Source organism: Streptomyces sp. V4I2, from assembly GCF_030817655.1.
GTDB classification, from domain to species: Bacteria; Actinomycetota; Actinomycetes; order Streptomycetales; family Streptomycetaceae; genus Streptomyces; species Streptomyces plumbiresistens.
Genome location: NZ_JAUSZM010000003.1, coordinates 157344 through 182951 on the forward strand (window position 1 = coordinate 157344; position 25608 = coordinate 182951).

Genomic DNA, 25608 nt, shown 5'->3' on the forward strand with positions numbered 1-25608 from the left:
AACAGCTGTCGTACAAGGGGCACCGGTACCCGGTCGAGGTCATCTCCCACTGCGGCTGTAGCACCGCTTCCCGTTGTCGTTCCGCGAGGTCGAGGAGCTGATGCTCAAGCGCGGCGTGAGCGTCTCCTATGAGTCGGTGCGGCGGTGGTGTGGGAAGTTCGGGCAGCAGTACGCAGGCGCGCTGCGCCGCCGGCAGCCTCTGCCTGGGGACAAGTGGCTCTACCTTCTTGAACGGGTTGGTCCTCCCGTTCGACGAAGTCTTCATCAAGATCAACGGCGAGCAGCGGTACCTGTGGCGGGCCGTCGACCAGGACGGCAACGTCCTCGACATCCTCGTGCAGGACCGCCGGGACAAGGCCGCGGCCAGGCGTTTCTTCCGCAGGCTGATGAAGAAGACCCGCACGGTGCCGCGGGTGATCGTCACCGACAAGCTCCGCTCCTACGGCGCGGCACACCGCGAGGTCATGCCCTGCGTCGAGCACCGCTCCCACAAGGGCCTGAACAACCGGGCGGAGAACAGCCACCAGCCCACCAGCCCACCAGGCAGCGCGAGCGGGCGATGAAAGGCTTCCGCAGCCCCGGCGCAGCCCAGCGGTTCCTGTCCGTATTCAGCGGCGTCTCACCCCACTTCCGGCCCCGCCGCCAGCTGATGCCCGCACACCACTACCGAGCCGAAATGACCGTCCGCTTCGCAATCTGGGAGCAGATCACCGGCGTCGCCGGCCTCTCCACCACGGCCTGAGCACAGCCCGGAACTGGGCCCCACCACACCGCGACACACCATCAGACACCTATCCGCCCAACAACGTGACAGCGCCTGCCGCGGCGATCGACAGCTGCGCGAGGGCACGGTTCGAGTGATCTCCGACGAGGTTCCCTACATCTCCCACCCACCTTCCACCAGGATGGATGGGGTTTTCGGCAGGCGCAGGGCTGGGTGCTGCAGACCCCAGTGTGCGCAGGACCTCCAGGGCAGCGAGCACATCCAGCTTGCTCACGTCGGCCGGCGCCTGGGGACCGTCCCGATATCGGCCCCGGAGTGGGGGCAGGGGCGCGCGGAGGAGAAGGCCACCGCCTGATTCGGCTTCGTTCTGACGGTTCGGTGGCCGCTATCGCGCCCGAGCGTCTCGGGGCGGACGCCGGCTGTCCCCGCTCGCACATCCTGTACGGGTCACCCGGTGCTGCGCCACGAGCGCAGACGGTCGGCGATGTCGTAGACGGTGAGCCGCAGCGCGCGGATGTCGGTGATCAGGTCCCGCCACGGCTCGATTGAGTCGTCGACCTCCTCCCCGGAGGCTCGGATGTACGCCACCGCCACGCCATACGCGAAGTACGCGTTGCGGGCCGGCAACGGGCGCAGCAGGACCAGCTGCTCAAGTAGGGCGGCAGCCCGCCAGTAGGCGTCGGGCTCGCCCATGTCCAGTTGTGGTGTGTTCACCCGGTGCCGAGCAACGGCGGCCACCAGGCCCGAGTAGTCTCGGACCCCGAGTGCCTTGCCGAGTAGTTCCTCTTGTCGGTCAAGGAGCCATCGGATGTCGATATGCAGGTCCAAGAGTCAGGCCGCCCGCCCCGCGGCGTTTCGCCGGGCCGGGGCGTCGTCAGGGAAGGCCTCATCGAATGCCTCGGCCAGGCCGGGCCGGGCGATGATCTCGCGGAACACGGCCGTCGCCTTGCTCAGCTTGATCTGGTTCTCTTCCTCTATGGCCAGCTCGGCCAGGTAGGCGCGCACGCTCTGTCCGCGGGCCGCGGCAACCGCGGCGAACCGGTCCCTGGTCTCGGAGTCGACCTTTACGGTGGTGTCAGCCATATCCCGAGTATGCACCCATGGGTACGTTCGCGAATACCTCTCACGGAACCACGGCCGCATTCCGGTCGGTGATAGTGCTGGTGCTCAGGATGGCTGGACTTGGTCGAAGAGGGCGAGGGCTTCGGCGGGGTCCGGGCTCACGAGGCGTTCCAGACCGGCCGTCGTGATCTTCGCCCACCTGCTGGCCCGTGCCCACATCTGTTCCTCGAAGGCGCGGACGGTCTCGTCCAGGTCTCCAGGGCCGGTGGCGAGCGACTCGGCGAGTTCGGCGCCTTCCAGCATCGCGAGGTTCGCGCCCACCCCCAAGGGGGGCATCAGATGGGCGGCGTCGCCCAGTAGCGTCACCCCGGGGACGTGGGTCCAGGTGTGGGACACGGGCAGGACGTAGAGGGGGCGGTGGACGAAAGCCGCACCGGCGGCGGATCGTCTCGTAGGAGACGACGATCCCGCGCTCGAGCATGAGCTCCTCGACCTCGCGGAATGACAGCGGGAAGCGGAAGTACAGCCACACACGGTGGGAGTCACCTCGACCGGGTACCGGTGCCCCTTGTACGACAGCGACGCGCTCCCCACGGACGACCCTTCCCAGGTTGATCAACCCGAAGATCATCCCACCGGTCAGCCAACGTGACAGTGCCGTCGGTGGGCCTGTCGTGTGCACGGCCTACAGACCTATCGTTGACCCTGGGCGATTGGGGGTCGTCATCGTGCGAGACACGCGGCTGGTGCAGACTGCTGTGATCGGCGACGAGCACTCGGACGTGCCCGTCGTGCTGCCGACCGAGGCGATCGAACTGGATTTCTTCCGCCGCGCGCATGCCCACGACACCTTCTGGTACGGGCTTCTGGTGAGTGGCTGCGGTGCCCAACTTGCGCACAAGTTGTACGTCGACCGGCAGTGTTCCCTGTCAAGTCGTGCGTGTTCAGGGGCTCGCGCCCGCTTGTCGGGCTCCTGAGGCGCACCCCGGGAGGCCCCTCATTAGCGTCCTAATCTTCGCTCGGGGGACTCATGGGGTGAGGCCGTGACCGAACGCGTCGCGGAAATCCTGCGCTCACTCATGGCGGATGCAGTACCGAGCGGTTATCCTAACCTGGCGGTACGCTTAGTGGTCGATCACGCTGAGCGAGAGAAGGCCACTATGAGCACCCCTCGTGTCGACGGGCGCACACTGCGTTTCCAGCACCGGCGCCCGGAGCTGCTGGCCGCGGCGACCGAGTACATCCTCGAACACGGCGTGAGCGATCTTTCCCTTCGGCCGGTGGCCCAGGCCATCGGCGTCACCCACGCGACACTGCTGCGCCACTTCTCCTCCAAGGACGAGCTGATCATGGCCGTCCTGGAAAAGATCCGGACCGACCTGGCCACGCGGTTGTCCTCGGATCCGGAGCTGAGTGGGGCACCCTCGACGGCGGCGCTGGTGAAAGCCGTGTGGATCCGGCTGTGCGAGCCGCAGGAGCAGCGCCAGTTCCTGCTCCTCTTCGAACTCGTCGGTCACCACGGCTGGAAGCCCGGCAGGGACACTGACCTTGCGCAGTCGATCGTCCAGGGCTGGATCGACGTCCTGGTCGACCGTCTCACCCTGGACGGATGGCCGCGCGAGGACGCTCCCGCCCTGGCCACCCTCCTGCTCGCCCAGGTCCGGGGCCTCCAGCTCGATCTTCTCGTCTCCGGGGACCGCGCACGGGCCGACCGCGCCATCGACTTCGCCGTCCGCATGCTCGACCGCCCGGCCTGACCTGTCCTGCCCTTCGATACAAGCCCGATCATCGGCATCTGCCGTACATCCAGAACATGGCGACGGGCGTCGACCTGCTTCTTCGTGATCTCGCCAGAGAGCCCAGGCCACGGGCGGATCGACTGGCCGCCGAACTGACAGAGGTCTCTCGCAGCGAACTGCCCGACGTGTGGGAGTACGAGGATCTCGTCGCTCAGGAGCCGGCGACGACGACCGGACACATCACCGCCGTCCTCGACGTTCTCGAGCACGGCCTCGACCTGACCCAGGTCGGGCGCCGTCCCAGGCCATCGAGACTGCTCGCCGACTCGCCACCCACGGACTGCCGATCAGCGATCTGCTGCGCATCTACCGGCTCGGCCACGCCGCCCTGCTGCACGTCCTCTATGAACCGGTATTGCGTCTCACCAAGGGCCCCGAACCTGGTCCACGAGACGATGAACACCCTCACTCGCCTGGGCTTCGCCTACGTCGACCGCACGTCGGAGCAGGCTGTCACGGCGCACCAGGAGGAGCGCGACCGATGGCCGTAGCGACGACCTGCCGAAGGGCACCCTGCTGACCCCTTCCTGCAACATCGCTCTCCTCGTGTGGCGTGCACCGCTCGCCCAGCTCACCAAGAGCTGCGGCACGCGGCACAGCCTCGATGGGAAGGTGATCTGGGCGGAGCAGTCCATAGTCACGGAGGCGGCCACTCTCCGTTTCCGGCCTTCGCTGATCCCGTCGATCCGACCGGAGCTCTCCTAAGCCCAAATTGGACGTACCAATCGGTTGTGATAACCGATTGGTACTGCTAGTTTCTCGCGCATCGGTACCCAAGGCGTCCGTGTCGGTCGCTCACCGATTCCCCGCTCCCCTTCGCGGAAGGACGACGATGACCGATCTTCAGCCCAGGAGCATGGCCGAACTCGGCCTGTTCACCGGCGTGCCGCAGTACGAGAACTTCGCCCGCATCAAGGATCTGATGCCGACCCAGGCCATGCCCGCCTCCTTGGCTCCCTCCCCCTGGCCGCAGGGGGAGCCCGTCACCCTGCCGGAGTCCTACACGTTCGAGGGGGAGGTCCGAGCGACTGAGCGGTTCCTCGCGGACACCGACACCTCGGCACTTCTGGTCCTGACGGACGGCGCCGTGCGCTACGAGGGCTACTGGCTCACCGGGGGACCCGACGTCCAGTGGCTGTCGATGTCCGTGGCCAAGAGCTTCGTCTCGGCGCTCGTCGGCATCGCGGTCGACGAGGGCCACATCAAGAGCGTCGACGACGCGATCAGCGCCTATGTGCCCGTACGGCCCGGTTCCGCGTACGACGGCGTGTCCATCCGGCATGTCCTGCAGATGTCGTCCGGCGCGCGCTGGGTCGAGGACTACAGCGACCCGGAGTCCGACATCTTCCGGCTCGGGGCCGTCCTGTCCGGCGTCGGTACGCTCGACGACTTCGTCGCCAGCGCCGTCGGTGAGAGCGAGCCGGGCACCGTCTGCCGCTACAACTCCGGTGACACCCAGGCTCTGGGAGCACTGCTGGCCGCGGCGACGGGGCGACCGGTCTCCGAGTACATGTGGGAGAAGCTGTGCGAGCCTCTCGGGATGGAGTCCCCCGGCTACTGGGTCGCGGATTCCACCGGCACCGAGATGGCCTTCGCCGGACTCAACCTGACCGCACGCGACTTCGCCAGGATCGGCGAGCTGTACCGCAACGGCGGGGTGTGGCAGGGCAAGCAGGTCGTCCCGGCCCAGTGGGTAGGCGACTCGGTGACCGTCGCGGCCGAACACCTTCAGCCCGGCAGGCCGTGGGTCGGTGGGCACACCTTCGACCTCGGCTACGGCTACCAGTGGTGGCTGCCGGACGGGGACCGCGGGGAGTTCAGCGCGATCGGCGTGTACAACCAGTTCGTCTACGTCGACCCGGCGAGCCGCACCACCATAGTGAAGCTGTCCGCCAACCCCAGGTACGGCGCCTCGGAGGAGGAGGCCGACAATCGCGAGAACGAGACCGTCGCTTTCTTGCGAGCGGTCGCCCGGGCCGGCGACTGAAGGTCGGCCTGACGTATTGATCCGTGTGGGGAGACCGCCGTCTGGTGGTCTCCCCACACGCATGTCAGCTGAGCAACGGGGCGAGCCGGTGGGCGTGTTGCCGGAGCAGGGGCACCAGGTCGGCGCCCAGCTTCTGTATACGGTCGGGCGGGGCGCACACCGCCAGCCCCGCGACGAGCGCGCCGGTGGCGGGGTCATGGATGGGCACGGCGAGGCAGCCCCGGTCCGGGCGCAGCTCGCCGAGCTGGTGGGCGACCCCGTTGCCGTGGACAGCGATGAGTTCGCGTTCGAGGCGCTCGGCATCGGTGATGGTGTGCTCGGTGAGATGCGGCAGCTCCCGCAAGGGCACCCGCGCCTGAGTTGAACGCTGATCGGCCAGCAGGAGCTTGCCGAGTGCGGAGGCGTGCAGATGACGGGCCAGCACGGCCGCGTCGGTGGGCGGGTGGTCCTGGTCGGGATCGGTGACCGTCAGGTGCCCGCCGGCGTAGGCGGCCAGATGGACGCCCCAGCGGACCTGTTGCCGCAGGTCCGTCACCACGGCACGAGCGGCGGTGCACGGTTGCGGGACGTAGGGGAGCGAAAGCCGGGCGGCGCGTCGGCCGAGGGCGAAGCCGCGCAGGTCCGGAAGGCGGACCAGGTACTCCTCGGCCACCAGCAGGTTCAGCAGCCGGTACGTGGTCGCGGGCGGCAGTCGCAGCGCCGTGGAGATCTCCTTCGCGGTGACTCCGGCGCCTGCGGTCACGACGTGTTCGAGCACGTGCAGCAGGCCGGCGGGCGTACTCATCTGCAATCGCTCTGCGAAGTGGCTTGCGGAAGCCGGGGGTCGAGGACGTCGGCCAGCGAGGTCTCGTCGTATACCCCGATGCCGTTGAGCTGTGCGGGGCGCCGTCGGCGCAGCCACACGTACCAGGCCAGGGCCGCCCCGGTGAGAGTCGCGAAGGCCAGGGTGGACGGGCCGCTGGGCGCCGAGGCGGCGAACGCGCCCAGCGCGAGCACCAGCACCGGTACGACCGCGAGGGCGCGGGCGACCGGTCCCGGGGTCGCCTCACCGATGGCGCGCAGGAAGAACGGCACGGCCAGGCAGACCAGAAGGTAGGCGATCAGACAGCCGACCGTGGACGCCTGGAGCAGCAGTTCCAGCACGCGCTCTGCCGGAATCCCGCAGGCCAGCATGGTCACGGGCAGCGCGGTGGCCACCGGAAGCGCCACCGCGACGGCGACATGGGGGGTGCGGTGGGACCGGTGGGTGCGGCACAGTGCGCGGGGCGCGATGCCTTCGGTGCCGAGCGAGAACAGTACCCGGGCGAGCGCGTTGGCCCCAGCGAGGGCGCAGGCGAGGAAGGAGCTCGCGATGCCGGCGTCCACCAGGGCCGCCATCCAGGGCAGTCGCTGCGCGGATGCGATGTCGCTGAGCGGCAGCAGACGGGCGCCGGCCGGCAGACTTACCTGGAACGCGGCCGCGCACACATGCATCAGGCCTACGACAGCCGCGGTCCACGTCACCGCACGCGGCACGTTCCGGAAGGGCCGTCGGGCCTCCACCCCGAGTGCCGCCGCGGACTCGAAGCCGATGAAGGCGGCGAGGCGCGGGAAGTACCGCGGCGGCCACTCCCACGACGCCGCCGGGCGGTTGCCCTGACTGCGGGACATGGGGCGGCGGGCGGAAGTCGGTGCCGCCGAGCAGCAGGCCGTACACCGCGAGGATCAGGGCGATCGACACGCCCTCGACGAGCAGGATCAGCCGTGCGGACAGCCTGATGCCCTTGACGGCGCAGCCCGCGACGATTCCGCTCACCAGAACCGTCGCGACGCCCGTGGCCGGGCCCGCCAGGCCCGCCGGGCCGAACAGTGCGTGCAGATGAACCGCCGCTCCCGCGAGCCCCGCGGAGACCAGCAGCGTGTACCCGACCAGCAACGCGCAGGCACACGCGAACGCACCGGCGGGCCCCAGGCCCTTGGCGGCCAGGCTGTACAGGGAACCGGCGGCGGCCATCCGCCGGGTGAACTGGCCGATGCAGCCCGCGATCAGGAGCGCCACCACGGTGGCGATGACGAACGACCAGACGGTGCCCCCTCCGGCGGTGCTCGCGGCGATCGCCGGTGTGGCGGCCATCCCCGCGGTGGGGCCGGCGGCGGACACGGACTGGGCGAACACCTGTACCGGCCCCAGATTGCGACGGTCCAGGCCCGGCATGCGCGGGCCCGGACGCAGCGTCGGCGGGTCCGTCTGCATCGTCATGGGCGGCACCGTAAGCGGCCTTGGTGTTGCCGGACGTATCGAGAACGTGTCTCACATGTTTCTTCAGGTGAGAACGCGCGGGCCGGTTTTTCCCGACAGGAGTGACTGGCGTTTGACGACATGGTGACGGCCGGGCAACCGCCCCGGCCGATGGTGTGCGCAGTCCCCATCTGGAGGTGCGATGTCCACCAGTTCCACCGATCGCGCGGCTCCCGCGCTGACCGGTTCCCTCGGCACGGGTTCGATCGTCTTCATGGTCGTCGCCGCAGCCGCCCCGCTCACCGTCGTCAGCGGCACGGTACCGCTCGGGATCGCGCTGGGCGACGGCGCCGCTTTCCCCGCCACCTTCGTGATCTGCTGCGCCGTCCTGATGCTGTTCGCCGTCGGCTACAGCGCCATGACGCCCCATGTGCCGCAGGCCGGCGCCTTCTACTCCTATGTGCGGCACGGCCTGGGCCGGGCGAACGGACGAGGTGCGGCGTACCTGGCCCTGGTCACCTACACCGCCGTACAACTGGCCGTGTACGGCTACATGGGCGCGGTCGCCGCCGACCTGGTGCGGCACTACGGGGGTCCCGCGCTTCCGTGGTGGCTGTGGTCGGGCGTCGCCCTGGCCGGCGTCGGGGTCCTCGGGTACCGGCACATCGACCTGAGCGGCAAAGTGCTCGGCGTGCTGCTGCTGTGCGAGGTGGGGATCGTCCTTGCCCTGGACGCGGTGGTCGTCGCGGACGGCGGTCCGTCGGGGCCGTCGACCGCGTTCCTCAAGCCGGAACAGATCGGCTCCGGCTCACTCGGGCTCGGGCTCGTCTTCGCCATCGCCAGCTATCTCGGCTTCGAGGCGACCGCGATCTTCCGTGACGAGGCCCGCGACCCCGACCGCACGATCCCGCGCGCCACCTACCTGTCCCTGCTGCTGATCGGCGGCTTCTACACCCTGTCGAGCTGGGCGCTGGTGTCGGCCTGGGGCGACGACCAGGCCGTACAGGCGGCCGGCAGCGACCCGGGCGGCATGCTGCTGACCACCATCGAACGCGACCTCGGCGGCACGGCCGCGGACGTAGCCCAAGTCCTGTTGCTGACCAGCCTGTTCGCCGCGGCACTGTCCTTCCACAACGTCCTCGCCCGCTACGGCTTCTCCCTGGGCACCTCGGGCGCGCTGCCCCGCCTGTTCGGCAGCCGCCACGCCCGGCACGGATCGCCGCACCTGGCCTCCCTGCTCCAGTCGGCCTGCGCCGCCGTCCTGGTCGCCGTCTGCGTCGCGGCCGGCATGGACCCGGTCGCCCAGGTCTTCGCCTGGCTCGCCGGCACGGCCACCCTCGGCATCCTGCTGCTGATGAGCCTGACCTGCCTGGCGGTCATCGTCCACTTCCGCCGCACCCGGCAGGATCGGCGCATCTGGCACACGCTCGCCGCACCCGGCCTGGGCCTGCTCGGGCTGGTCGGCTGCCTGGTCCTCGCCGTCGCCAACTTCCCTCTGCTCATCGGGGGTTCGACCGCGCTGGCGACGGTGCTGGGGCTGATGCCGCTGGCGGCCTTCGCCGCCGGCGTGCTCCTCTCCAGGCGCGAGAGGCCGTCGACGCGAGGCGCGTCCACCACGTCTCCCGTTCCCGAGACCGCCTGACCGCACGGCAGGCGCACCTCACACCCAGAGCCGACACCGACCCGTTCACCGCGATCCACGTGAGCGAAATATCCGTACCAATTGGTTGTCCTAACCGAATGGTACTGATACTTTCGCCGCGTCGGGTCCCGCTGCCCTCGGCAGCTCGATTTTCCAGCGAAGGAAGCAGCATGACCGACCTCGCCGTACCCACCGGAACGACGACGGCCCCCGAGTCCGTCAGCCACCCCCTGTCACTGCTGACCGCCGACGAGATCGACGCGGCACGGCTGGCAGCTGACCGCGCCGGGCTGGTCACGGACACCACGCGCTTCGTGTACGTCGGCCTGGACGAGGCCCCCAAGCACGAGGTCCTGGCCCACCGCGACGGTGATGCCGTACGCCGCCGCGTGAGCATGATCCTCATCGACCGGGCCACGGGCGTCGGTACGGTCGCGACCGCCGACGTCACCAGCGGCGAGATCGTCGAGGCACGGACGGTGGACGCCACCGGCGAGGGCCAGGCCCCCATCCTGGACGAGGAGTTCGACGACATCGAGGCCATGCTGCTGCGCAGCGAGGATTGGCTGAGCGCCCTGGACAAGCGTGGCATCGACCCGCACAAGGTCCGCGCCGTCCCGCTGTCGGCCGGTAACTTCGGGCACGACGACGAGACCGGCCGCCGGGTCTGCCGTGTGCTGGCCTTCCTCCAGCTCGACGAGGCCGACCTGCCGTGGGCCCACCCCGTCGACGGCGTCTGCGCGTACGTCGACCTCATCGCCGGCGAGGTCTTCAAGGTCGTCGACAGCGCCGACCTGGCCGTGCCCATGGAGCGCGGCGAGTGGAACGCCGCCCCGCACGCCTCACCGGAGCGCACCGACCTGAAGCCGCTGGAGATCACCCAGCCCGAGGGGCCGAGCTTCACCGTCGACGGCAACCTCATCACGTGGGCCGACTGGTCCTTCCGGTTCACCTTCGACGTCCGCGAAGGACTCGTCCTGCACCAGCTCGGCTTCCGCGACGGCGACGAGGTCCGACCGGTCGTCCACCGGGCCTCCATCCCCGAGATGGTCGTCCCCTACGGCGACCCCTCCCCGGCCCGCTACTGGATCAACTACTTCGACCAGGGCGAGTACATGTTCGCCCGCTACACCAACTCCCTCGAGCTGGGCTGCGACTGCCTGGGCGACATCACCTACTTCGACGCCACGATCAGTGACGAGAAGGGCCGCCCCCGCGTCATCAAGAACGCGATCTGCCTCCACGAGGAGGACTACGGCGTGCTGTGGAAGCACACCGACATGTTCAACGGCATGACGGAGACCCGCCGTTCGCGCCGTCTGGTGATCTCCTTCTTCCTCACCATCGGCAACTACGACTACGGCTTCTACTGGTCGCTCTACCTCGACGGCACCATCGAGCTGGAGGCCAAGGCCACCGGCGTGGTGTTCACCTCCGCCTACACCGGCCCCGACGGCTACGCCACCCAGATGGCCCCGGGCCTGGGCGCCCCCTTCCACCAGCACCTGTTCTGCGCCCGCCTCGACATGGCCGTCGACGGCCACCGCAACGCCGTCGACGAGGTCGACGCCGTCCCCGTCCCGGTCAGCGACACCAACCCCTACGGCAACGCCTTCCGCCAGTCCCGGACCCGTCTGACGTCCGAACTTGACGCTCGCCGCACCGCGGACAACCTGCGCTCCCGCACCTGGCTGGTCAGCAATCCCGACAAGCAGAACCGGCTCGGTGAGGACGTGGCGTACGCGCTGCACCCGGAAGGACAGCCGACGCTGCTGGCCGACCCGTCCAGCGTGATCGCCAGCCGTGGCGCGTTCGCGACCCGGCACCTATGGGTCAGCCAGTACGACCCCACGCAGAAGTGGCCGGCCGGTGAGATCGTCAACCAGAGCCCCGGCGGGGACGGCCTGGAAGCCTTCACCGCGGGCGATCGCCCGCTGGACGGCGAGGACGTGGTCCTGTGGCACACCTTCGGCCTCACCCACTTCCCGCGCCCGGAGGACTGGCCGGTCATGCCCGTCGACTACACCGGCTTCAAGCTCAAGCCCGTCGGCTTCTTCGACCGCAACCCCGCCCTCAACGCCCCGCGCAGCACGTCGTCGCACTGCGCGGAGAGCAAGCCCGACAGCTCCGACAACTCCTCGCACTGCCACGGGTCCTGACGCCATGCCGGCAACCACAAGGGCGTACGGGATCCCGCGCCGGGCGGCCACCGTGACCGCCGGCCTGTCCGCTCTCGTCCACGTCACCATGCTCACGCAGCACACCGGTGCTCTCGCCCTCGTCCTGCTGGTCCTGGCAATGGCCTGTCTGGGCTGTGCGGTCATGCTGCCGCGCTCGCCCGGGCGGCGGGAGTGGACGGTCATGGCCGTGCTCGGCGCCACTATGGTGATCGCCCACCTCGCGTGGCCGTCGTCCCGGCCCATGGCCGATCACATGAACGACATCCACGGGCAGGGCGGTGGCGACACCGCTATGCACCTCGCCCTCGTCCTGGCCGCCGCCGAGACGCTCCTCGCGCTGATCGGACTGCTCGTCCCGGTGCGGGCACGCTACGCAAGCCGCACGCGGGCGGGACACCTCACGCAAGAGCCGATCCACTGAACCCCGCGGCCCGGGTACCACCCCGGGCCGCCCCACACCCGGAAGGTGCGGTCATGCCGAATCTGGCGCACAACGTCGTGCTCGCCGCCGAGCGACACCCCCACCGCCCAGCCCTGCGGCTGGGCGACCGGACCTGGACCTACCGCGAGCTGGACGTCATGTCCGCCCGCGTCGCAGCGGCACTCACCGCCGACGGGCTGCGCCCCGGCGACCGTGTGGGCCTGATGCTGCCGAACGTGCCTTCCTTCGTTGTCCTCTATTACGGAATCCTGCGGGCCGGTGGTGTGGTCGTGTCGATCAACCCGCTGTTCAAGGCCCGTGAGGTGGAGTACTACCTCTCCGACTCCGGCGCCGGCCGCCTGTTCGCGGTGGACCAGGCCATGACGGAGGCCGAACCCGCCACGCGCGCCACGGGCACCCGGCTACTCCGTGTCGACCCAACCGACCTCACCACGCTGATGGGAGCGCATGAACCGCTGCCCACGGTGTGCGACCGCAGCGGTGACGCGACGGCAGCCATCTTCTACACGTCAGGCACCACCGGCCGCCCCAAGGGTGCCGAGCTCACCCACGACAATCTCATCCGCAACGTCGACGTCGTCACCCATCTCTTCGACCTCACCGAGCAGGACGTGGTGCTGGGCGGCCTGCCGCTGTTTCACATCTTCGGTCAGGGCTGTGCGATGAACACCGCCCTCCAGCAGGGTGCGTGCCTCGTACTGATCCCCCGCTTTGAACCGGCCTCCGTGCTGCGCGCCGTGGCCGAGCACGGGGTGACGGTCTTCGAAGGCGTCCCCACCATGTACGCGGCGCTTATGGCGGAGCCGGGCGAGGCGGACACCTCCTCCCTGCGGCTGTGCGTCTCCGGCGGAGCCTCGCTGCCCGTCCCTGTCCTGCACGGCTTCGAAAAGCGGTTCGAGTGCGTGGTTTTGGAAGGCTTCGGCATGTCCGAGTGCTCCCCGGTCGTCTCCTTCAACCACCTCGGCCGGCCCCGCAAGGCCGGCTCGATCGGCACACCGGTCGAAGGAGTCGAGGTACGCGTCCTCGCCCCCGACGGCACTCCGGTGCCCCGTGGCGAGACCGGTGAACTCGCCGTACGCGGCCACAACGTGATGAAGGGTTACTGGAACCGCCCCGACGCCACGGCGGAGGCCGTCGTGGACGGCTGGCTGCGCACCGGCGACCTGGTGCGCGAGGACCAGGACGGCTACCTCTTCGTCGTCGACCGCAAGAAGGACATGATCATCCGGGGCGGCTACAACGTCTATCCCCGCGAGATCGAGGAAGTCCTCTACGAACACGCCGACGTGCTGGAGGCGGCCGTCCTGGGCATCCCGCACGACACCCTGGGCGAGGACATCGCCGCCGCCGTCGTGCTCCGGCCCGGCGCCGAGCAACAGCCCGACGAACTCCGCCGGTTCGTCAAGGAGCGCGTGGCACCGTACAAGTACCCGCGCACCATCCTCTACCTGGACGTACTGCCCAAGGGCCCCAGCGGAAAGATCCTCAAACGGGAGATCGCGGTACCCCGCTGACGTCGCCTCACCCGGTGTCCCCGGCGAAGAGCGCCCTCAGATCGATCCTGCCCGCTGGAGCTTCGAGTCGTGGGGCACCTCGAGGATCTCGCTGTTGGTGACCTGCACTGCGGCCGAATCCCTTCGTTGAGCCGCGGGCGCACCGCAGACTGATCACTCTCGCCGACCGGGGCTAGTACGCATGCCGCTGTTCTTGCCAGCCCTTTGAGCTGCTGCTTTAAGGACGTGGACTTCTCAGAGGGCCCGGTTCGGATGCGGTTGGGTCGGCAGCACTCGAACGGGGGAGGTGGGCTGTGACAATGCACCGCGCAGTTGTCGGTTCTCCACGGTCAGTTGATTGACAGCGCGTACCAGGTGAGCGACGTCGGTCCGCAGCTGGGACAGCTCCCTTGTGTCCTTGGCTCGGAGCTCCTTGAGTTTGACGATCTGTTGGCGCAGACGGACCTCAGAGTCCGGTGTCTGTCCGTGCGCCCTGACCTGCGCGTAGAAGGCGTTCTTGAGGTCCGGGTGACGCTGGGTGAGCGCGTTGCGGGGCACGCCGGCTTCCTGGGCCAGGGCGACGATCGTCAGCGCACCGTTGGAGTGCTGCGCCTTCCCCTGCAGGATGCGGTCCATGGCCGCGCGGATCCGGTCGCGTTCGTCGGGCGCAGGGCTCATGCGGTGCCGTCCTGGAGGCTGATGCGGGTGCGGTGGTGGGTATCGGCGAGGTCGCGCAGGCGGGCGGCGTTGTCACGCAGGCGCTCGCCCAGCGGACCGGGGACGTGGCCTGCCTGCTGCTCAAGCGCGGTGGCGCGGAGGCGGAGACCGGTGGCGTGCTGATCGGTGCGGGCGATGTTCGCGCAGGCGGGGACGCACTGGTCGAGGCTGGGGGCGTCCTTGAGGCCGCGATGGCACAGAGCCTTGTCGCGCTTGTAGACGCACATCAGCAGCGTGCGGGGATTGTCGTAGACGGCCAGGTGAGGGTTGGCGAGGATCTGACGGGCCTGCCGGGCGGTGATGACGGTGCCGGTGTACTGGGGCGCGGTGGCGGCGGCCTTGATGGCCCGGCGGGCGGCGGGCCCGGAGATGCCGAGGCCGTCCTCGAGAGCGGCGTTCAGGTCGGCGACAGTGTCGATGGTGGCACGGGCCGTCTCGACGTCGAGGAGGTCGTGGATGCCGTCCCGGCTGCGCGCGGCATATCCGGCCGCTACGGAAGTCCGCAGATGGCCGTACTGAATCGCGAGCGCGACCAGGCCCCCGGGACGGCGGGCGATGTGCCAGGCCAGGCTCCTGCGGAACCGCTCGGTTCCGATCCTGCCGTGCGGATCCGGCGGGATGACCTCGTGGGCCAGCCCGCGAGTGGCTGCCTCGTGGTTGGCCCAGGTGATGAAGTCCTCCACTCGGGTGCCCAGGGTGTGCACGGTGAGGGAGCCGGTGCCGGCCCGGGTGCCACGCAGGTCGTGGGCGTGGTGGTCAAACAGCAGCTGCCCTGGGGGAACCATGCGTTCCAGGACCCGGATCGCGTTCACGACGGGGGCGATGGCCACCCAGGGAGCATCGCGGACTTCGCCCTCGGAGCGGTGGTTGCCATCTTCGTCGCGGGCGGTCTTGTACACGGTGCTGGTGATCAGGTGCCGCCCTGTGCGCCCCGCATTGTCCGGCTGTGGGTCGGGGCAGCATCCGCTGCGCAGTCCGGCCGCCTCGCCGGGCCGCATCCCGGTCAGGTAGGCGATGACGATGAAGCAGGCCGTGCCCAACTGGCGCATCAGGAAGCCTGCTTCGGTGTAGTCGAGGGCCTCTCTCCAGGGGGTGGCGCCGAGTGTGCCGGTGACCGGCACCCGGAGCGGGCAGGGGCCTGGCCGGTCCAGGGCGGCCTGCCGCCAGCCGTGATCACGGGTGGTGCTGTAGACCTGGCTCAGAGAGGCGCCGGTGAGCGCGGCGATATAGGCGCCGGCGATCGTGGTTCTGCCCAGCCACTGTGTGGTCGGAATCGGCAGGTGGCCGGCGTCGGTGCGGTCTATGAAGGCCCGAAGGGCGGCTCGTGAGGCGGGTGTGGCGATGTTGGCGGCAGCCTGCGCATGCAGCCGGTTGCGTTCGGTCCACGCGGACAGGATGTCGTCGCTGAACTCGTCGACCGTGCGGATCGCCCACACGAGCAGGGGGCCCATGGTCTGTTCGGCGATCGCTTCGGCGGAGTTCTCGCCGCCCGGCGTCGCCGGGGGCAGGTAGTCGTCCACCCCCTCGGTCTCCCAGGGCGGGCGGCCGATTCCGCTGGGACGGGCACTGAGCTGGTCGAAGACCCACAGCCGGGTCAGCGACGACAGCACGCTGTGCACCGTGATGCGGGCCGTCCCGCTGTCGCGCACATGACGGCCGTACTCACTCAGTACCTGGGTGGTGCAGTCGCTCAGTGTGGTGATGCCCCGGTCGGTGAGCCACACGGCGAGCCGGCACCAGGTCCCGATCGTCTGGCAGAGCGCCTTGGGTGCCTGGCGTGAGCGCCAGGTGGGATGGCGCTCCCGCAGGAACACGGCGGGCAATTCACCGTTGATCAAGGTCCAGGCGGCCAGCCGCATCTCCTCCCGGAACGTGGCGGGGAATGTCGGCCAGTGGATGGTGCTGTGGGTGACGCCCGGGTTGGCGTTCATGGGGAGCAGCGGCCAGGCCGGCGCCGCGTAGCGCGCGATGGGACCGGTGTAGCCGCCAGCGATCCGGTGAGCGGGGATAACGGGGGTGTCGGGTCCGGGAAGGGCACGGACGGGGGCTGGGGTGGCCGTCACGGGGCGAGGTCTCCGTTGAGCAGCAGGGCGATGAGGTCGCGGTCGGTGTCGGTCACATCAGCCAGGGCGCGGGTCCACACCGCGGTGCCGAGCTGGCCCTTGAGGTGGTCCAGGCGAGCGTGCCCGTCCTCCCACTGGCGTTGCCACTGGCCCGGTTCCAGGGCGCTGCGCAGGTTATCGAGCGCGTGATGCAGGTGAGCCAGGCGGCTGTGGTGGGCGGGGTGGATCCGGGCGTTGGGGCAGGCCAGGCACATCAGGAACGAGGCCCCGCAGCTGCCGCCGGGCCCGGGATAGGGGCTGTTGTCGTAGTCATGGCAGTCGGCGGTGGCGGTTGGCTGGTCGGCCGGATCGGCCCCCTCGCGCAGTTCGGCGGCGAGCACGGCAGCGTGGGCTTGGGACACGACGGCTTCGGCTGCCTCGGCGATGACCGGAATCGCTCTCCGACGGACCTGGGGATCAGTCAGCGCGTAGACGCGGTCGTGGGTGGCCTGGCTGTTCTGTCCGGGCGCGCGCCGGTGCAGGGTGTTCACCGTCCGCCTCCCCCTGCGGAACGGCGAAGACGAGAAGCCCTGCTGGGTCGCCCACTCCTTGGCCGTACGGCCGGAGATGCCGAACCCGAACACCCCGATACCCGACTCCTTGCCGCCCTCGTCGCGCGGGTCCTCCAGGGGAGCCCTGGCGGAGCGCCAGATCAAGAAGCGGTCCGTCCCGGGGCTCAGCGCGTGCACGACCGCGCGGGCGAATACGGTGGCCTCCAGCGCCTGTGTGATGAGCCGTCCGGGGGAGGAGGCACCGTCGTCGGTGAGGTTGCGGGTCTCGAAGTACCGTCCGGCGCCTCGCTTGTGCTTCTCCAGCTCGACTCGGTAGATCCGCAGGCCGTCGCTGCCGGCGTCCGGGGACGCTTGCGGCACCTTCAACCGGTTGATCACCGACAGGTTCCAGCCGAGCTCGGCCAGCAGCAGCACCCCCAGCGCGACCGTTTCCATCCGGGTCAAGAACAGCCGCTGCCAGGTGTGTTCGGGCCGCTCCCCGCCCAGCACCCGCGCATAGCGGGCGAGCACCCGGCCACGCTGGCGACGCACCCTGGTGTCGTGGGGCGCCTCACCGGTCCGGGCCAGACAGTCCAGAGCCTCACCCAGCAGCCATGTCTCGCTGCCGCGAGCGAACGTTCCCGACCGCCATTGGGCGAGGTGGCGGGCGTTGCCTGTGATCCGCAGATGCGCGGCACGGAACATGCGCCGCGCCGTGGTGACGAGTGCGTCGAACTCGGCCTCCTGGAAGGACGCTTCCTTAGCCGTGGGCTGCAGGACGCGGCGGGCGAGCGCTTCCCGTGCCGCAGCGGACAGCCGCGGGTCGTCCAGCAGCAGCCCCCGCACGGTGGTGAGCTGCCGGTAGCCGAACCGGGTGTTCTGGCGGCTGAGCCTCCACTGCTGCCACACCCCCGCGGTCAGCTGGTCGAGGTCGGCAACCGGTGCGTCCAGCGTGGCCAGGTACGCGGCAAACGCCTGCAAGGGCAGCCAGAAGTACCTGCTGCTGTGGTGGGAGGTCCACCGGCTCGGCACGCACCGCGCGGCGAACAGGCGGGCCAGCGACCGGCGCAAGGCATCCTCGACCGGCAGAGTACCGAAGTCGTAGACCGCGACGGCTCCCGCTCGGTCTCGGTGCTCGACGACGAGGCCGTCGTCCATCAGAACCGGTGGTCTGCGCACTGGCGTTGTCGGCAAAGGCGCCGTACGCCCGCGCCGGTTCATCCTGTCGTCCGCGGGGTGACCTGCAGCTTGGCGTCGATGTCCTGGATGCCCTCGGCCTCCCGTGCCAGACGCGCGAACACCTCATCCATCCCCTCTGCCGGCCGTTCCCCTTCGCCGAACGGGGGCGCGGTGGTCAGCAGCGACCGCAGCTGAAGGTCGGCGACCGGGGCCAGATACCGCTCGCGGGTCGTCTCAAGGAACGCATGACCCAACAGGTCCTGCACCATCCGCCACGGATCCCCGTACAGCAGCCGGTAGTCCCGCCGCTCCTCCGGGCTCAGACCGAACCGCCGGTCCAACAAGTGGTGCAGGATCACCAGCATGTAGAGGGCGAAGCTGTGCCGGCAGGAATGCGGCGTCGCATACGGCGCCCGGCTGCGATGCGGGTCCAGCCGATGCTCCGGCTCCGGATCCAGCACCGCCCGGCACCGCCGGTTCGCCGCCGTGAAGACGTTGTTCCACGAATGCGGCTGGAACGGCAGACCCATCTCATTCAGCCACAGCCACAACGGCTCCGGTCCCTCCGGGCCTTCGGTGTACCACGTCATCCGTTCGTCTGCGGTCGCCTCCGTCAGCGCGACGCGGCCCGTGACGCCTTGGCGGTCGCACCAGTACACCGTCGGCTTCGGTCCCCGGCTCACCCGGGTGACCAGCCGCATGCCCGGCACGCCGTCGTACCGGCCCCGCGCCTGGGCCTTGCGGATTGCCTCGGCGCGCGAGGAGTCGATGTAGTTCTCGATATCGCCCACCACATGAGCCTCGACGTAGTAGGTACGCGCCTTCTTGGAACGCGTGACCGCCGCCGCGAGGCGTCCCGTGTAGTAACGGCCGCCCTCCAGACGCAGTGACGGCACCTCGAACGTCAACAGGGAGGCGCCCTCCAACCGCCGCACCCCCGACGAGGTCAACAGGTGCACGAAGGCGACGTTGCGGTCCTCCAGGCGACCCACCCAGCCCGGCGCGGGAAGACCGTCAGTGCCGTAACCGCGCAGCCCAATGTCCACCCAGAGCCGGAACGTCCGGGGTGTCAGCCAGTGAACGTTGCTGCCCCGGGCGTCCTTCGCCTTCCCGTCCGGCACTTCGACGATCTGCCCACGCCGACCGACCACGCGATGCATCGGCACCGGGTTGCGCGGCAGGAACTCGTTCCCCGGCTTCGTCGCCCACGTGTACAGGTTCATCAGCGCAGCCAGTTCGCGATTCCACTTGTTCCCACCCACCCGCACCGGGTTCTCGGGCGCCGTCTGCCGCCAGAACTGGAAGTCGTCAACATCCGTCTCGACCGCCTGCGTCCAGACCTTTCCGCGCTGCCACAGAAAGTTGAGGAACAGGCAGAGGTCCGTGATGTAGTTCCGCTTCGTCTCTTTTGTGTATCCCCGGAAGGGGCTACTGCGCGTGTACAGGCTGACGAGCTCGTCGATGTGGTAGTCCGGCGCCAGCAAAATCGGGTCGCCGGGTCGGATGCCTGTTGACGCTTCGCGCTCCGCCAGATCAGTCCACCCTGCCAGAACAGGTGCCTGCGGTGGGGCGATCGGCGCCAGCTTGGGAACCCAGAAGACACGCCACTTGCTCATTCCGCCACCCTGTCAGATCGGCTTCAACACGCCGATTCAATAGGGATGCAGTGCCACTTCCAGCACTTTCCACAGGTCAACGGCGCCCCACACGCTTCAGAGTGGCAGAACACGACGGACACGACTCAAAACGTCCGGGCGACCCTCGATTGCAGAAGTTCCTGACAGCCTACGGTCGCACGGCGGACAGAGCCGTCCGCAGGTCGTCACGCGAGGTCGCGGCCAGCCGACCGCGTACGGACCGCAGGGTCACCTGCACCGACTGCGGGGTGAGGAACAGCGCCTGCGCGATGTCGCGTTCGTCGGCCCCGTCCGCGAACATGGCCGCGAGCCGCCGTTCGGTCGAGGTCAGGGTGACCGCGCCCGCCGGCTCCGCCGGCGCGGTCACGCCGACGCGCGCGAGATCGTCGGCGATCGACCGGCATAGCCCGGCCGCGCCACAGCGGCGGGCTATGCCGTACGACTGGTCCAGCAGTGGTACGGCCTCGGCAGCCGGGGCGACTCCGGCGAGCGCGTACAGAGCCCTGGCATACTCCAACCGCGCCGGCGTCTCCGCGAGCACGGCCACCGCCTCACGCAGGTCGGTGGCACCGTCACCACCGCGCAGCTCGCCGAGTACACGCAGCGTCCGTCCGACGAGAGTCGGCGCCCCCCACCGTCGGGCCGCGGCGAGTTCGTCCTCGACCAGCGCGATCGCCTCGGCCTGACGGCCGAGGCCGCCCAGCGCCCGGCCCCGCAGGCTGCGCCACGGCCACCAGGCCGGGTTGGCGGACTGCGGGGCCATGCGCCGGCTCTGCTCGACGCCGGCCAGTGCTTCTTCGTACCGTCCCTCGGCGATGAACAGAGCGGCGCGCGCCTCGGCCAGCAGGCGGGCGCCATCGCCGATCCCGCGGATGCCGGCATGCTGCTCGAGGCAGGACCGGGCGTGGTCGGTCTCGCCGAGGTCGAGCAGGACACCGACGATGGATGACAAGGTGTACGCGGCGCCGACGTTGTTGCGCCATCTGTCCTGTTGTTCCAGTGCGGTGGTGAGCGACTGGTGGGCCTCGCGCAGGTCTCCGTGCCCCCACTCCTGATTGCCGCGGAAGAGATTGACTGCCAGCGCCGCTGCGATCGATCCGCGCCGGTACGCGTGAGCGAGCGCCTCTTCCCAGAAGGCGCTGGGGTCGCCGTCGGACAGGTACAGCACGTTAGCGGCCGTCACGCCCATCAGGTCGATGTCGGTCTCCAGCAGCACACCGGCGCCGAGGGCGAACCGCGCCAGACCGATCGTGCTGTTCCGGTCGACGCCGTCCCTCAGTGCCTCGAAGGCCAGCGCGGCGGCCAGCATCCGGGCTCCTGGTCCTTCGCCGACCACCTTCGGCTCGTCCTCCCGCGGCACCGCGGCCTCGAGACCGTGCATGTAGCTGCTGAGGCGTTCCAGCGCGAGCAGTGCCTGCCGTGGCTCGGCCAAGTCCGGGGGCAGCGCGGCGGCGGCCCCCCGGGCGAATCCGGTGGCCTCTCCTCTTTCGCCGGCGAAGACGAGCGCACGCGCCAGCATCTGTGCCACCTCCGCACGCTGCGCCGGATCCGGCAACGTGCCGTACGCCTCTCGCAGGTGCTCGATCGCCGAGGGGCCGATCGTCAGTGCCTCCATCCGCCCGAGTTCCAGGAGGACCTCGGGTCTCTCACCCGGTCCAGCCGGCTCCGCCAGCGCCCGGGCCAGATAGGTCACGGCGGCATCCGCCGCCCCACGGGCTGCCACCGTGGCCGCGGCGGTCCGCAGGACCCGCACCACCCACGGGTCGGCGCGGTGCGGCACCTGAAGCAGGTGCGCCGCGACCTGCTCGGCCGGCGCTCCGGACTCGTGCAGTACCCGGGCGGCCCGCTCGTGTTGCAACTGCCGCTCCCCGGGCGGGAGATCCCGGTACACGGCATCCGCCACCAGCGGATGGACGAAACTAAGCGGGTACTCGTCGCGGAGTACCTCGGCGCGTGCCAGCGCCGCGATCGCGGCCACCGCCTCGCTCTCCGGCAGATCCGCCAGCGCGGTAACCGTCGTCAGCACGGCTCCGCTGCCCAGCACCGCGACCGCCCGCGCTATCGCCGTGCTCGCCCGGGGCATCCGGGCCAACCGCATGAGGACCATGCTCGATACGGCCCGTGAACCGATCGCGGTCACCGTGTCGGCGTGCGACGCCTCGGGGGGAACCCCCTCGGACTGCAGGGCGCGCAGCAACTGGCGCAGCAGCAGCGGGTTCCCTGAGGTGGTGCGGTGGCAGGCGGCGACGAAGACATCCTGGGCGAGGTCGCCGAGGCGGTGGCGCACCAGTTCGGCGGTACCTTCGGCGGTCAACGGCGGCGGGCTGATCCGCACCGTGACGGCGTCGTGCGCGAGCTCGGCCAGCAACTCCTCGTCGTCATGCGGCTCACCGGTGCGCAGTGTCGCGACGATGAGGACCGGCAGCCCCTGGACCCGGCCCACCAGGTAGGCCAGGAAGCGCAGCGAGCCGCTGTCACACCACTGCAGGTCATCGACGGCCAGCACCATCGGGTGCTCGGCGGACACGTTGACCGTCAGCCAGTACAGACCGTGCAGCGCCGCCAGCGAACCATCGGCCTGCGTCTGCGCCTCGGCCACGTCGAAGACGGAACTCGCCGACACCGCCGCCCCGGACAGCACCCGTTCACGGCGCGCCGGGTCGGCCACAACCGGTTCGAAGAGCTGCCGCACCACGCCGAAGCCGTACGCCTTCTCCAACTGGCTGCCCCGCGCAGACATCATCAGAGCGCCCCGCTCCGCGGCCAGTCGCCGGGTCTCGGCCAACAGCCGGGTCTTGCCGATCCCTGCCGGACCCTCCACCAGAACCAGACAGGCCCGCCCGCCCATCGCCTCCTCCAGGCAATCCCGCAGCTCGGCGACCTCCCGGACTCGCTCCACCAGGGTGTCATCCGCCCGCGGCGCCCGCTGGGACACCGGCGCCGGGGCGTTATCCGTACCGGTGAGCTCGGCCGAGCGCGCGATCCGCGGGGCGGGAGCGGCGTCGGCAGGTGACGGCGCCTGCAACGCGGGGGACTGCGCCAGTACGTCGGTCTCCAGTTGGCGCAGGGCCGGGCCGGGATCCACCCCCAACTCATCGGCCAGCACGGCCCTGGCCCGCCGCAGCGCGGCCAGCGCCTCGCCCTGCCGGTGCGCGCGGTACAGAGCCAGCACGAGCAGCCGCCACCGTTCCTCACGCAGCGGCTCCTCACTGACGAGTGCCTCGATCTCCGGTACGAGTACGGCGCTCTCGCCGCAGTCCAGACGGGCTTCGAGCAACCGTTCCCGGGCGACCGCCCGCAACGCGGTGAGACGGTTCGCTTCCGCTTCGGCCCACGGTTTTGCGGCGTATTCGACGAAGGCAGGGCCGCGCCACAGCGCCAACGCCTCCGACAGAACCCTCACCACGCCGGCCGGCTCGTCCATGGCGCCGGCGTGGTGGACCAGCCGATCGAACCGCCAGGCGTCGACCGCGTCCCGGTCCACCCGCAACGCGTAGCCGGAGCCCTCGCTGACGATGACGGTGCCGCGGGACCGGGCTATCCGGCCGGGCTCCAACTGCCGCCGCAGATGCGAGACATACGCATGGAGCGCGCCAACGGGATTCTGGACCGTCTGTGAATCCCACAGGGCGTCGACGAGGCGATCGGCGGGGACCACGTCTCCATGCGCCACCAACAGCAGGGCGAGCACCGCACGTTGCTGCCGCCCGCCCAGGCCGAGAACGTCCGAGCCGATCCTGGCGGTCAGTTCGCCCAGTACAGAGATCGAAAGCCCATCGCCGACAGGTCTGTCCCCGTCGCCGGCATCGTCGGCCCCATCCATGTCGCGCACGAGGCAGTGCCCTCCTGCATATCCCTGCCCGGCGCCTGGGCCACCGTATGGCGTGAACGTACCGCACGCGGCCTGTGCCGCGGCTCGCCCCGCATTGTGCCGTTTGGATCGCCTAACGTCCACCTCGGACCGATCTTGGAGCCCGGTACGGCTGTACCAACCCGAGGGCGTCCGTGAAGCTGAATGGTGGCGGGGTGTCCGCCGGCTCGACGGGGCGTGGAGCTGTCGGCGACGGAGCCGACCGACGTGCGGATCGACCGAGCCAGAGGAAGGGCCGCCGCACGGACCAGGACCGCGTTTGTGGACGACTGCTGGCGCGGGTGTAAGCCGCCTGCAAGTGGGGGCCAAGTCGCGAGGGCGATGGTGTGTGCACCACCGACGGATGAACCTCGGTGGCTGACACGAAAGGCAGACAGTCGTGAACCACGCGATTCGCGTTGGGATGGTGGCCCTCTTGGCGGTCGCCGGCCTGGCGCTCGGAGCCACCGCGGCCAGCGCCGGCGACCCGTCCCAGTGGGGCCAAGGCCTGTCCGGCGCAACGGAGTACGGGGTGAGCAGTACCGAGTCGACCGCTCCCCAGACGCTGAGCGATGCCCCCGTTGATTCAGGCGCGTCGCTGCTGAAGAAGGGGTCTTTCGACATTACGTAAGCACACCAGCACACCAGCACGCCGAGAACGGCCGGTCACGGCCGGGCGGACAACGAAAGGCTCCCTCGCCGCTGCCGCCGAGCCGCTCTACTCGGTGAGCGGTGCCGAGTCGCCCGCTTCCCCGGCCCCGGGTGCTCCCTTCTTCAGGAGCGACGCGCCTGAAGAAGGGAGCAGTTCGACATCACCTGAGGCGCCAGCTCTTGTGCCCGATCCGCTTGTGGCCGACAGCACCCGTACACACACGCAGCACGAACTTCCAGGAGGACGAGAAATGAGATTCCGCAGAACAGCTTGCATCGGGGCGGCAGCAGCGATTGCCGCCACCGGTCTGATCGCCACCGCACCGGCCGCATCAGCCGCCGACCAGCGCCTTGAGTCCGTCTTCACGGTAAATTTCGGCGAAACCCGCACGCTCACCGGGAATTGCCCTTCCGGAGCCCCCTACCTGGTGAGGGCCGGACTGGGCATCTCGATGCACTCATGGCTGGAATACGAAGAGGAGTTGAAGATACAGCGGGGTGCCGATGCCCACCGCTGGACGGCGACGGTGAAAAACATGACCGTCCCGGAATCGGGGATTCACGAGGGTGTATTCGCAGTCACCTATACATGTTCGACGACGCCGACCACGTACCCGAAGTACAACAATGCCGTCGTGAGGTCGGGTGAGCCGCCGCTCAGGACCCCGATGGACTGCCCCTCGGCCTATCCCCTTTTCGACACGGGTACAAGCAAGCAGGGGACCGGCGAGACGAAAACTTACTCGTCGCCGCAGCTCCAAGCCGACTCGAACTCCACCGTTGCGTGGCCGACCGGGTACCCGCAAAAGGTATACCTGACGTTCACCAGCAGCTACCCGGCGAATACCACCCCGCAGCAGAGAGAATTGGTCAGTCTGGGGTGGGTATGCGCACGATAGGCAGCACAGACGGTAGTGACTGACTGAACCTCTTTCATCCTGCGTATTCGCAGGTGAGGAGGGTGTGGACTGCTGCGACCACTCTGCCGATGCGGTTGGTCGAGCATCGGGCTTGTCGTAGCAGTCGCCAGGACGGCGCTGTCACGTTGGCTGAGTGGGTGGGATGACCTCCGGGTTGATCATGGTGGAGGGGGATCGTCCGTGGGGAGCGCGTCGCCGTCGTACAGGGGTCACCGTTACCCGGTCGAGGTGATCTCCCACTGCGTGCGGCTGTATCACCGGTTCCCGCTCAGCTTCCGTGAGGCCGAGGAGTTGATGCTTGAGCGCGGCGTGATCGTCTCCTACGAGACCATCCGCCGCTGGTGCGTGAAGTTCGGGCAGCGGTACGCCAATTCGCTGCGCCGCCGCCGGCCCCGGCCTGGTGACAAGTGGCTCTAACTTCTTGAACGGGTTGGTCCTCCCGTTCGTAGGGTGGGGACACCCAGGGGAGTTGGGTGTGGCTGACAAGTGGCTGCCGTTCGTGGCTTCAGGTGCT

Annotated in this window: 19 protein-coding genes and 4 pseudogenes; 12 read left to right on the forward strand and 11 right to left on the reverse strand. The window is 69.4% G+C overall.

The genetic code is table 11. The features are described 5' to 3' along the window. Positions 1–5: 5 nt before the first annotated feature. Positions 6–742: pseudogene (locus tag QFZ76_RS01420) on the forward strand (IS6 family transposase). Positions 743–1171: 429 nt separating this feature from the next. Here the strand turns inward: QFZ76_RS01420 and QFZ76_RS01425 are convergent. From QFZ76_RS01425 to QFZ76_RS01440, 4 genes and pseudogenes are all read right to left on the reverse strand, one after another. Further along, a complete protein-coding gene (locus tag QFZ76_RS01425; RefSeq protein ID WP_307671964.1) occupies positions 1172–1552 on the reverse strand; it encodes a toxin Doc in 381 nt (126 codons plus the stop codon). 3 nt (positions 1553–1555) lie between these two features. Continuing rightward, complete coding sequence (locus tag QFZ76_RS01430) at positions 1556–1807, reverse strand: antitoxin MazE7 (protein WP_307671922.1); 252 nt, start codon at positions 1805–1807, stop codon at positions 1556–1558. Positions 1808–1891: 84 nt separating this feature from the next. After that, a pseudogene (locus QFZ76_RS01435) lies at positions 1892–2221 on the reverse strand (FAD-dependent oxidoreductase); the annotation flags it as partial. A gap of 1 nt (position 2222) precedes the next feature. Beyond that, positions 2223–2365 (reverse strand): annotated as a pseudogene (locus QFZ76_RS01440) (IS6 family transposase); the annotation flags it as partial. Positions 2366–2499: 134 nt separating this feature from the next. On the opposite strand from QFZ76_RS01440, the gene QFZ76_RS01445 reads away from it, so the two are divergent. The 4 genes from QFZ76_RS01445 (at position 2500) to QFZ76_RS01460 (ending at position 5572) form a co-directional block, all read left to right on the forward strand. Continuing rightward, positions 2500–2763, forward strand: coding sequence for a hypothetical protein (locus QFZ76_RS01445; RefSeq protein WP_307671965.1), 264 nt, complete (start codon positions 2500–2502; stop codon positions 2761–2763). Positions 2764–2946: 183 nt separating this feature from the next. Beyond that, positions 2947–3543 carry a TetR/AcrR family transcriptional regulator gene (locus QFZ76_RS01450; protein ID WP_307671966.1) on the forward strand — a complete coding sequence of 199 codons (597 nt, stop codon included), beginning with the start codon at positions 2947–2949 and terminating at the stop codon, positions 3541–3543. Between the two features lie 56 nt (positions 3544–3599). After that, a complete protein-coding gene (locus QFZ76_RS01455) occupies positions 3600–4076 on the forward strand; it encodes a hypothetical protein (RefSeq protein WP_307671967.1) in 477 nt (158 codons plus the stop codon). Between the two features lie 341 nt (positions 4077–4417). Then, complete coding sequence (locus tag QFZ76_RS01460) at positions 4418–5572, forward strand: serine hydrolase (protein WP_307671968.1); 1155 nt, start codon at positions 4418–4420, stop codon at positions 5570–5572. 64 nt (positions 5573–5636) lie between these two features. On the opposite strand, the gene QFZ76_RS01465 is transcribed toward QFZ76_RS01460, so the two are convergent. Both QFZ76_RS01465 and QFZ76_RS01470 read right to left on the reverse strand, forming a co-directional pair. Next, positions 5637–6356, reverse strand: a complete 720-nt coding sequence (locus QFZ76_RS01465; protein WP_307671969.1) for an IclR family transcriptional regulator — start codon at positions 6354–6356, stop codon at positions 5637–5639. Further along, a complete protein-coding gene (locus tag QFZ76_RS01470; protein ID WP_307671970.1) occupies positions 6353–7222 on the reverse strand; it encodes an APC family permease in 870 nt (289 codons plus the stop codon). The genes QFZ76_RS01465 and QFZ76_RS01470 overlap by 4 nt, the downstream gene beginning before the upstream one ends. A 398-nt stretch (positions 7223–7620) precedes the next feature. Here QFZ76_RS01470 and QFZ76_RS01475 point away from each other — a divergent pair, with 398 nt between their 5' ends. From QFZ76_RS01475 to QFZ76_RS01495, 5 genes are all read left to right on the forward strand, one after another. Next, positions 7621–7938 (forward strand): hypothetical protein, encoded by a 318-nt coding sequence (locus tag QFZ76_RS01475; RefSeq protein ID WP_307671971.1) that lies wholly within the window; start codon positions 7621–7623, stop codon positions 7936–7938. Between the two features lie 54 nt (positions 7939–7992). After that, a complete protein-coding gene (locus tag QFZ76_RS01480) occupies positions 7993–9432 on the forward strand; it encodes an APC family permease (protein ID WP_307671972.1) in 1440 nt (479 codons plus the stop codon). 170 nt (positions 9433–9602) lie between these two features. Then, on the forward strand, positions 9603–11591 hold the full coding sequence (locus tag QFZ76_RS01485) for a primary-amine oxidase (protein WP_307671973.1): 1989 nt from the start codon (positions 9603–9605) through the stop codon (positions 11589–11591). A gap of 4 nt (positions 11592–11595) precedes the next feature. Beyond that, positions 11596–12033, forward strand: coding sequence for a hypothetical protein (locus QFZ76_RS01490; protein ID WP_307671974.1), 438 nt, complete (start codon positions 11596–11598; stop codon positions 12031–12033). A gap of 53 nt (positions 12034–12086) precedes the next feature. After that, a complete protein-coding gene (locus QFZ76_RS01495; protein WP_307671975.1) occupies positions 12087–13568 on the forward strand; it encodes a long-chain fatty acid--CoA ligase in 1482 nt (493 codons plus the stop codon). A gap of 234 nt (positions 13569–13802) precedes the next feature. On the opposite strand, the gene QFZ76_RS01500 is transcribed toward QFZ76_RS01495, so the two are convergent. From QFZ76_RS01500 to QFZ76_RS01520, 5 genes are all read right to left on the reverse strand, one after another. Further along, the gene (locus tag QFZ76_RS01500) at positions 13803–14225 is read right to left on the reverse strand and encodes a hypothetical protein (protein ID WP_307671976.1); all 423 of its coding nucleotides are present in this window, start codon (positions 14223–14225) and stop codon (positions 13803–13805) included. Further along, positions 14222–16327, reverse strand: a complete 2106-nt coding sequence (locus QFZ76_RS01505; RefSeq protein WP_307671977.1) for an integrase — start codon at positions 16325–16327, stop codon at positions 14222–14224. Before QFZ76_RS01505 ends, QFZ76_RS01500 begins: the two co-directional genes overlap by 4 nt. Further along, the gene (locus tag QFZ76_RS01510; protein WP_307671978.1) at positions 16324–18015 is read right to left on the reverse strand and encodes a hypothetical protein; all 1692 of its coding nucleotides are present in this window, start codon (positions 18013–18015) and stop codon (positions 16324–16326) included. The genes QFZ76_RS01505 and QFZ76_RS01510 overlap by 4 nt, the downstream gene beginning before the upstream one ends. Positions 18016–18074: 59 nt before the next feature. Beyond that, entirely contained in the window at positions 18075–19652 is a 1578-nt protein-coding gene (locus QFZ76_RS01515) for a site-specific integrase (RefSeq protein ID WP_307671979.1), read from the reverse strand. A gap of 169 nt (positions 19653–19821) precedes the next feature. Next, positions 19822–23496 (reverse strand): BTAD domain-containing putative transcriptional regulator, encoded by a 3675-nt coding sequence (locus QFZ76_RS01520; RefSeq protein ID WP_307679894.1) that lies wholly within the window; start codon positions 23494–23496, stop codon positions 19822–19824. Positions 23497–24425: 929 nt separating this feature from the next. Between QFZ76_RS01520 and QFZ76_RS01525 the strand changes: the two genes are divergently transcribed. Together QFZ76_RS01525 and QFZ76_RS01535 are read left to right on the forward strand one after the other, a co-directional pair. Beyond that, the gene (locus QFZ76_RS01525; protein ID WP_307671980.1) at positions 24426–25073 is read left to right on the forward strand and encodes a hypothetical protein; all 648 of its coding nucleotides are present in this window, start codon (positions 24426–24428) and stop codon (positions 25071–25073) included. Between the two features lie 201 nt (positions 25074–25274). Next, positions 25275–25463: pseudogene (locus tag QFZ76_RS01535) on the forward strand (IS6 family transposase); the annotation flags it as partial. Between the last annotated feature and the right edge of the window lie 145 nt (positions 25464–25608).

What these genes read in the sequence shown, in the direction of transcription:
- QFZ76_RS01520 (WP_307679894.1), bottom strand. Translation starts at nt 23,496, where the DNA reads ATGGATGGGGCCGACGATGCCGGCGACGGGGACAGACCTGTCGGCGAT.
- QFZ76_RS01480 (WP_307671972.1), top strand. Translation starts at nt 7,993, where the DNA reads ATGTCCACCAGTTCCACCGATCGCGCGGCTCCCGCGCTGACCGGTTCC.
- QFZ76_RS01455 (WP_307671967.1), top strand. Translation starts at nt 3,600, where the DNA reads ATGGCGACGGGCGTCGACCTGCTTCTTCGTGATCTCGCCAGAGAGCCC.
- QFZ76_RS01510 (WP_307671978.1), bottom strand. Translation starts at nt 18,015, where the DNA reads ATGGACGACGGCCTCGTCGTCGAGCACCGAGACCGAGCGGGAGCCGTC.
- QFZ76_RS01500 (WP_307671976.1), bottom strand. Translation starts at nt 14,225, where the DNA reads ATGAGCCCTGCGCCCGACGAACGCGACCGGATCCGCGCGGCCATGGAC.
- QFZ76_RS01475 (WP_307671971.1), top strand. Translation starts at nt 7,621, where the DNA reads ATGACGAACGACCAGACGGTGCCCCCTCCGGCGGTGCTCGCGGCGATC.
- QFZ76_RS01430 (WP_307671922.1), bottom strand. Translation starts at nt 1,807, where the DNA reads ATGGCTGACACCACCGTAAAGGTCGACTCCGAGACCAGGGACCGGTTC.
- QFZ76_RS01515 (WP_307671979.1), bottom strand. Translation starts at nt 19,652, where the DNA reads ATGAGCAAGTGGCGTGTCTTCTGGGTTCCCAAGCTGGCGCCGATCGCC.
- QFZ76_RS01460 (WP_307671968.1), top strand. Translation starts at nt 4,418, where the DNA reads ATGACCGATCTTCAGCCCAGGAGCATGGCCGAACTCGGCCTGTTCACC.
- QFZ76_RS01450 (WP_307671966.1), top strand. Translation starts at nt 2,947, where the DNA reads ATGAGCACCCCTCGTGTCGACGGGCGCACACTGCGTTTCCAGCACCGG.
- QFZ76_RS01465 (WP_307671969.1), bottom strand. Translation starts at nt 6,356, where the DNA reads ATGAGTACGCCCGCCGGCCTGCTGCACGTGCTCGAACACGTCGTGACC.
- QFZ76_RS01470 (WP_307671970.1), bottom strand. Translation starts at nt 7,222, where the DNA reads ATGTCCCGCAGTCAGGGCAACCGCCCGGCGGCGTCGTGGGAGTGGCCG.
- QFZ76_RS01490 (WP_307671974.1), top strand. Translation starts at nt 11,596, where the DNA reads ATGCCGGCAACCACAAGGGCGTACGGGATCCCGCGCCGGGCGGCCACC.
- QFZ76_RS01525 (WP_307671980.1), top strand. Translation starts at nt 24,426, where the DNA reads ATGAGATTCCGCAGAACAGCTTGCATCGGGGCGGCAGCAGCGATTGCC.
- QFZ76_RS01495 (WP_307671975.1), top strand. Translation starts at nt 12,087, where the DNA reads ATGCCGAATCTGGCGCACAACGTCGTGCTCGCCGCCGAGCGACACCCC.
- QFZ76_RS01485 (WP_307671973.1), top strand. Translation starts at nt 9,603, where the DNA reads ATGACCGACCTCGCCGTACCCACCGGAACGACGACGGCCCCCGAGTCC.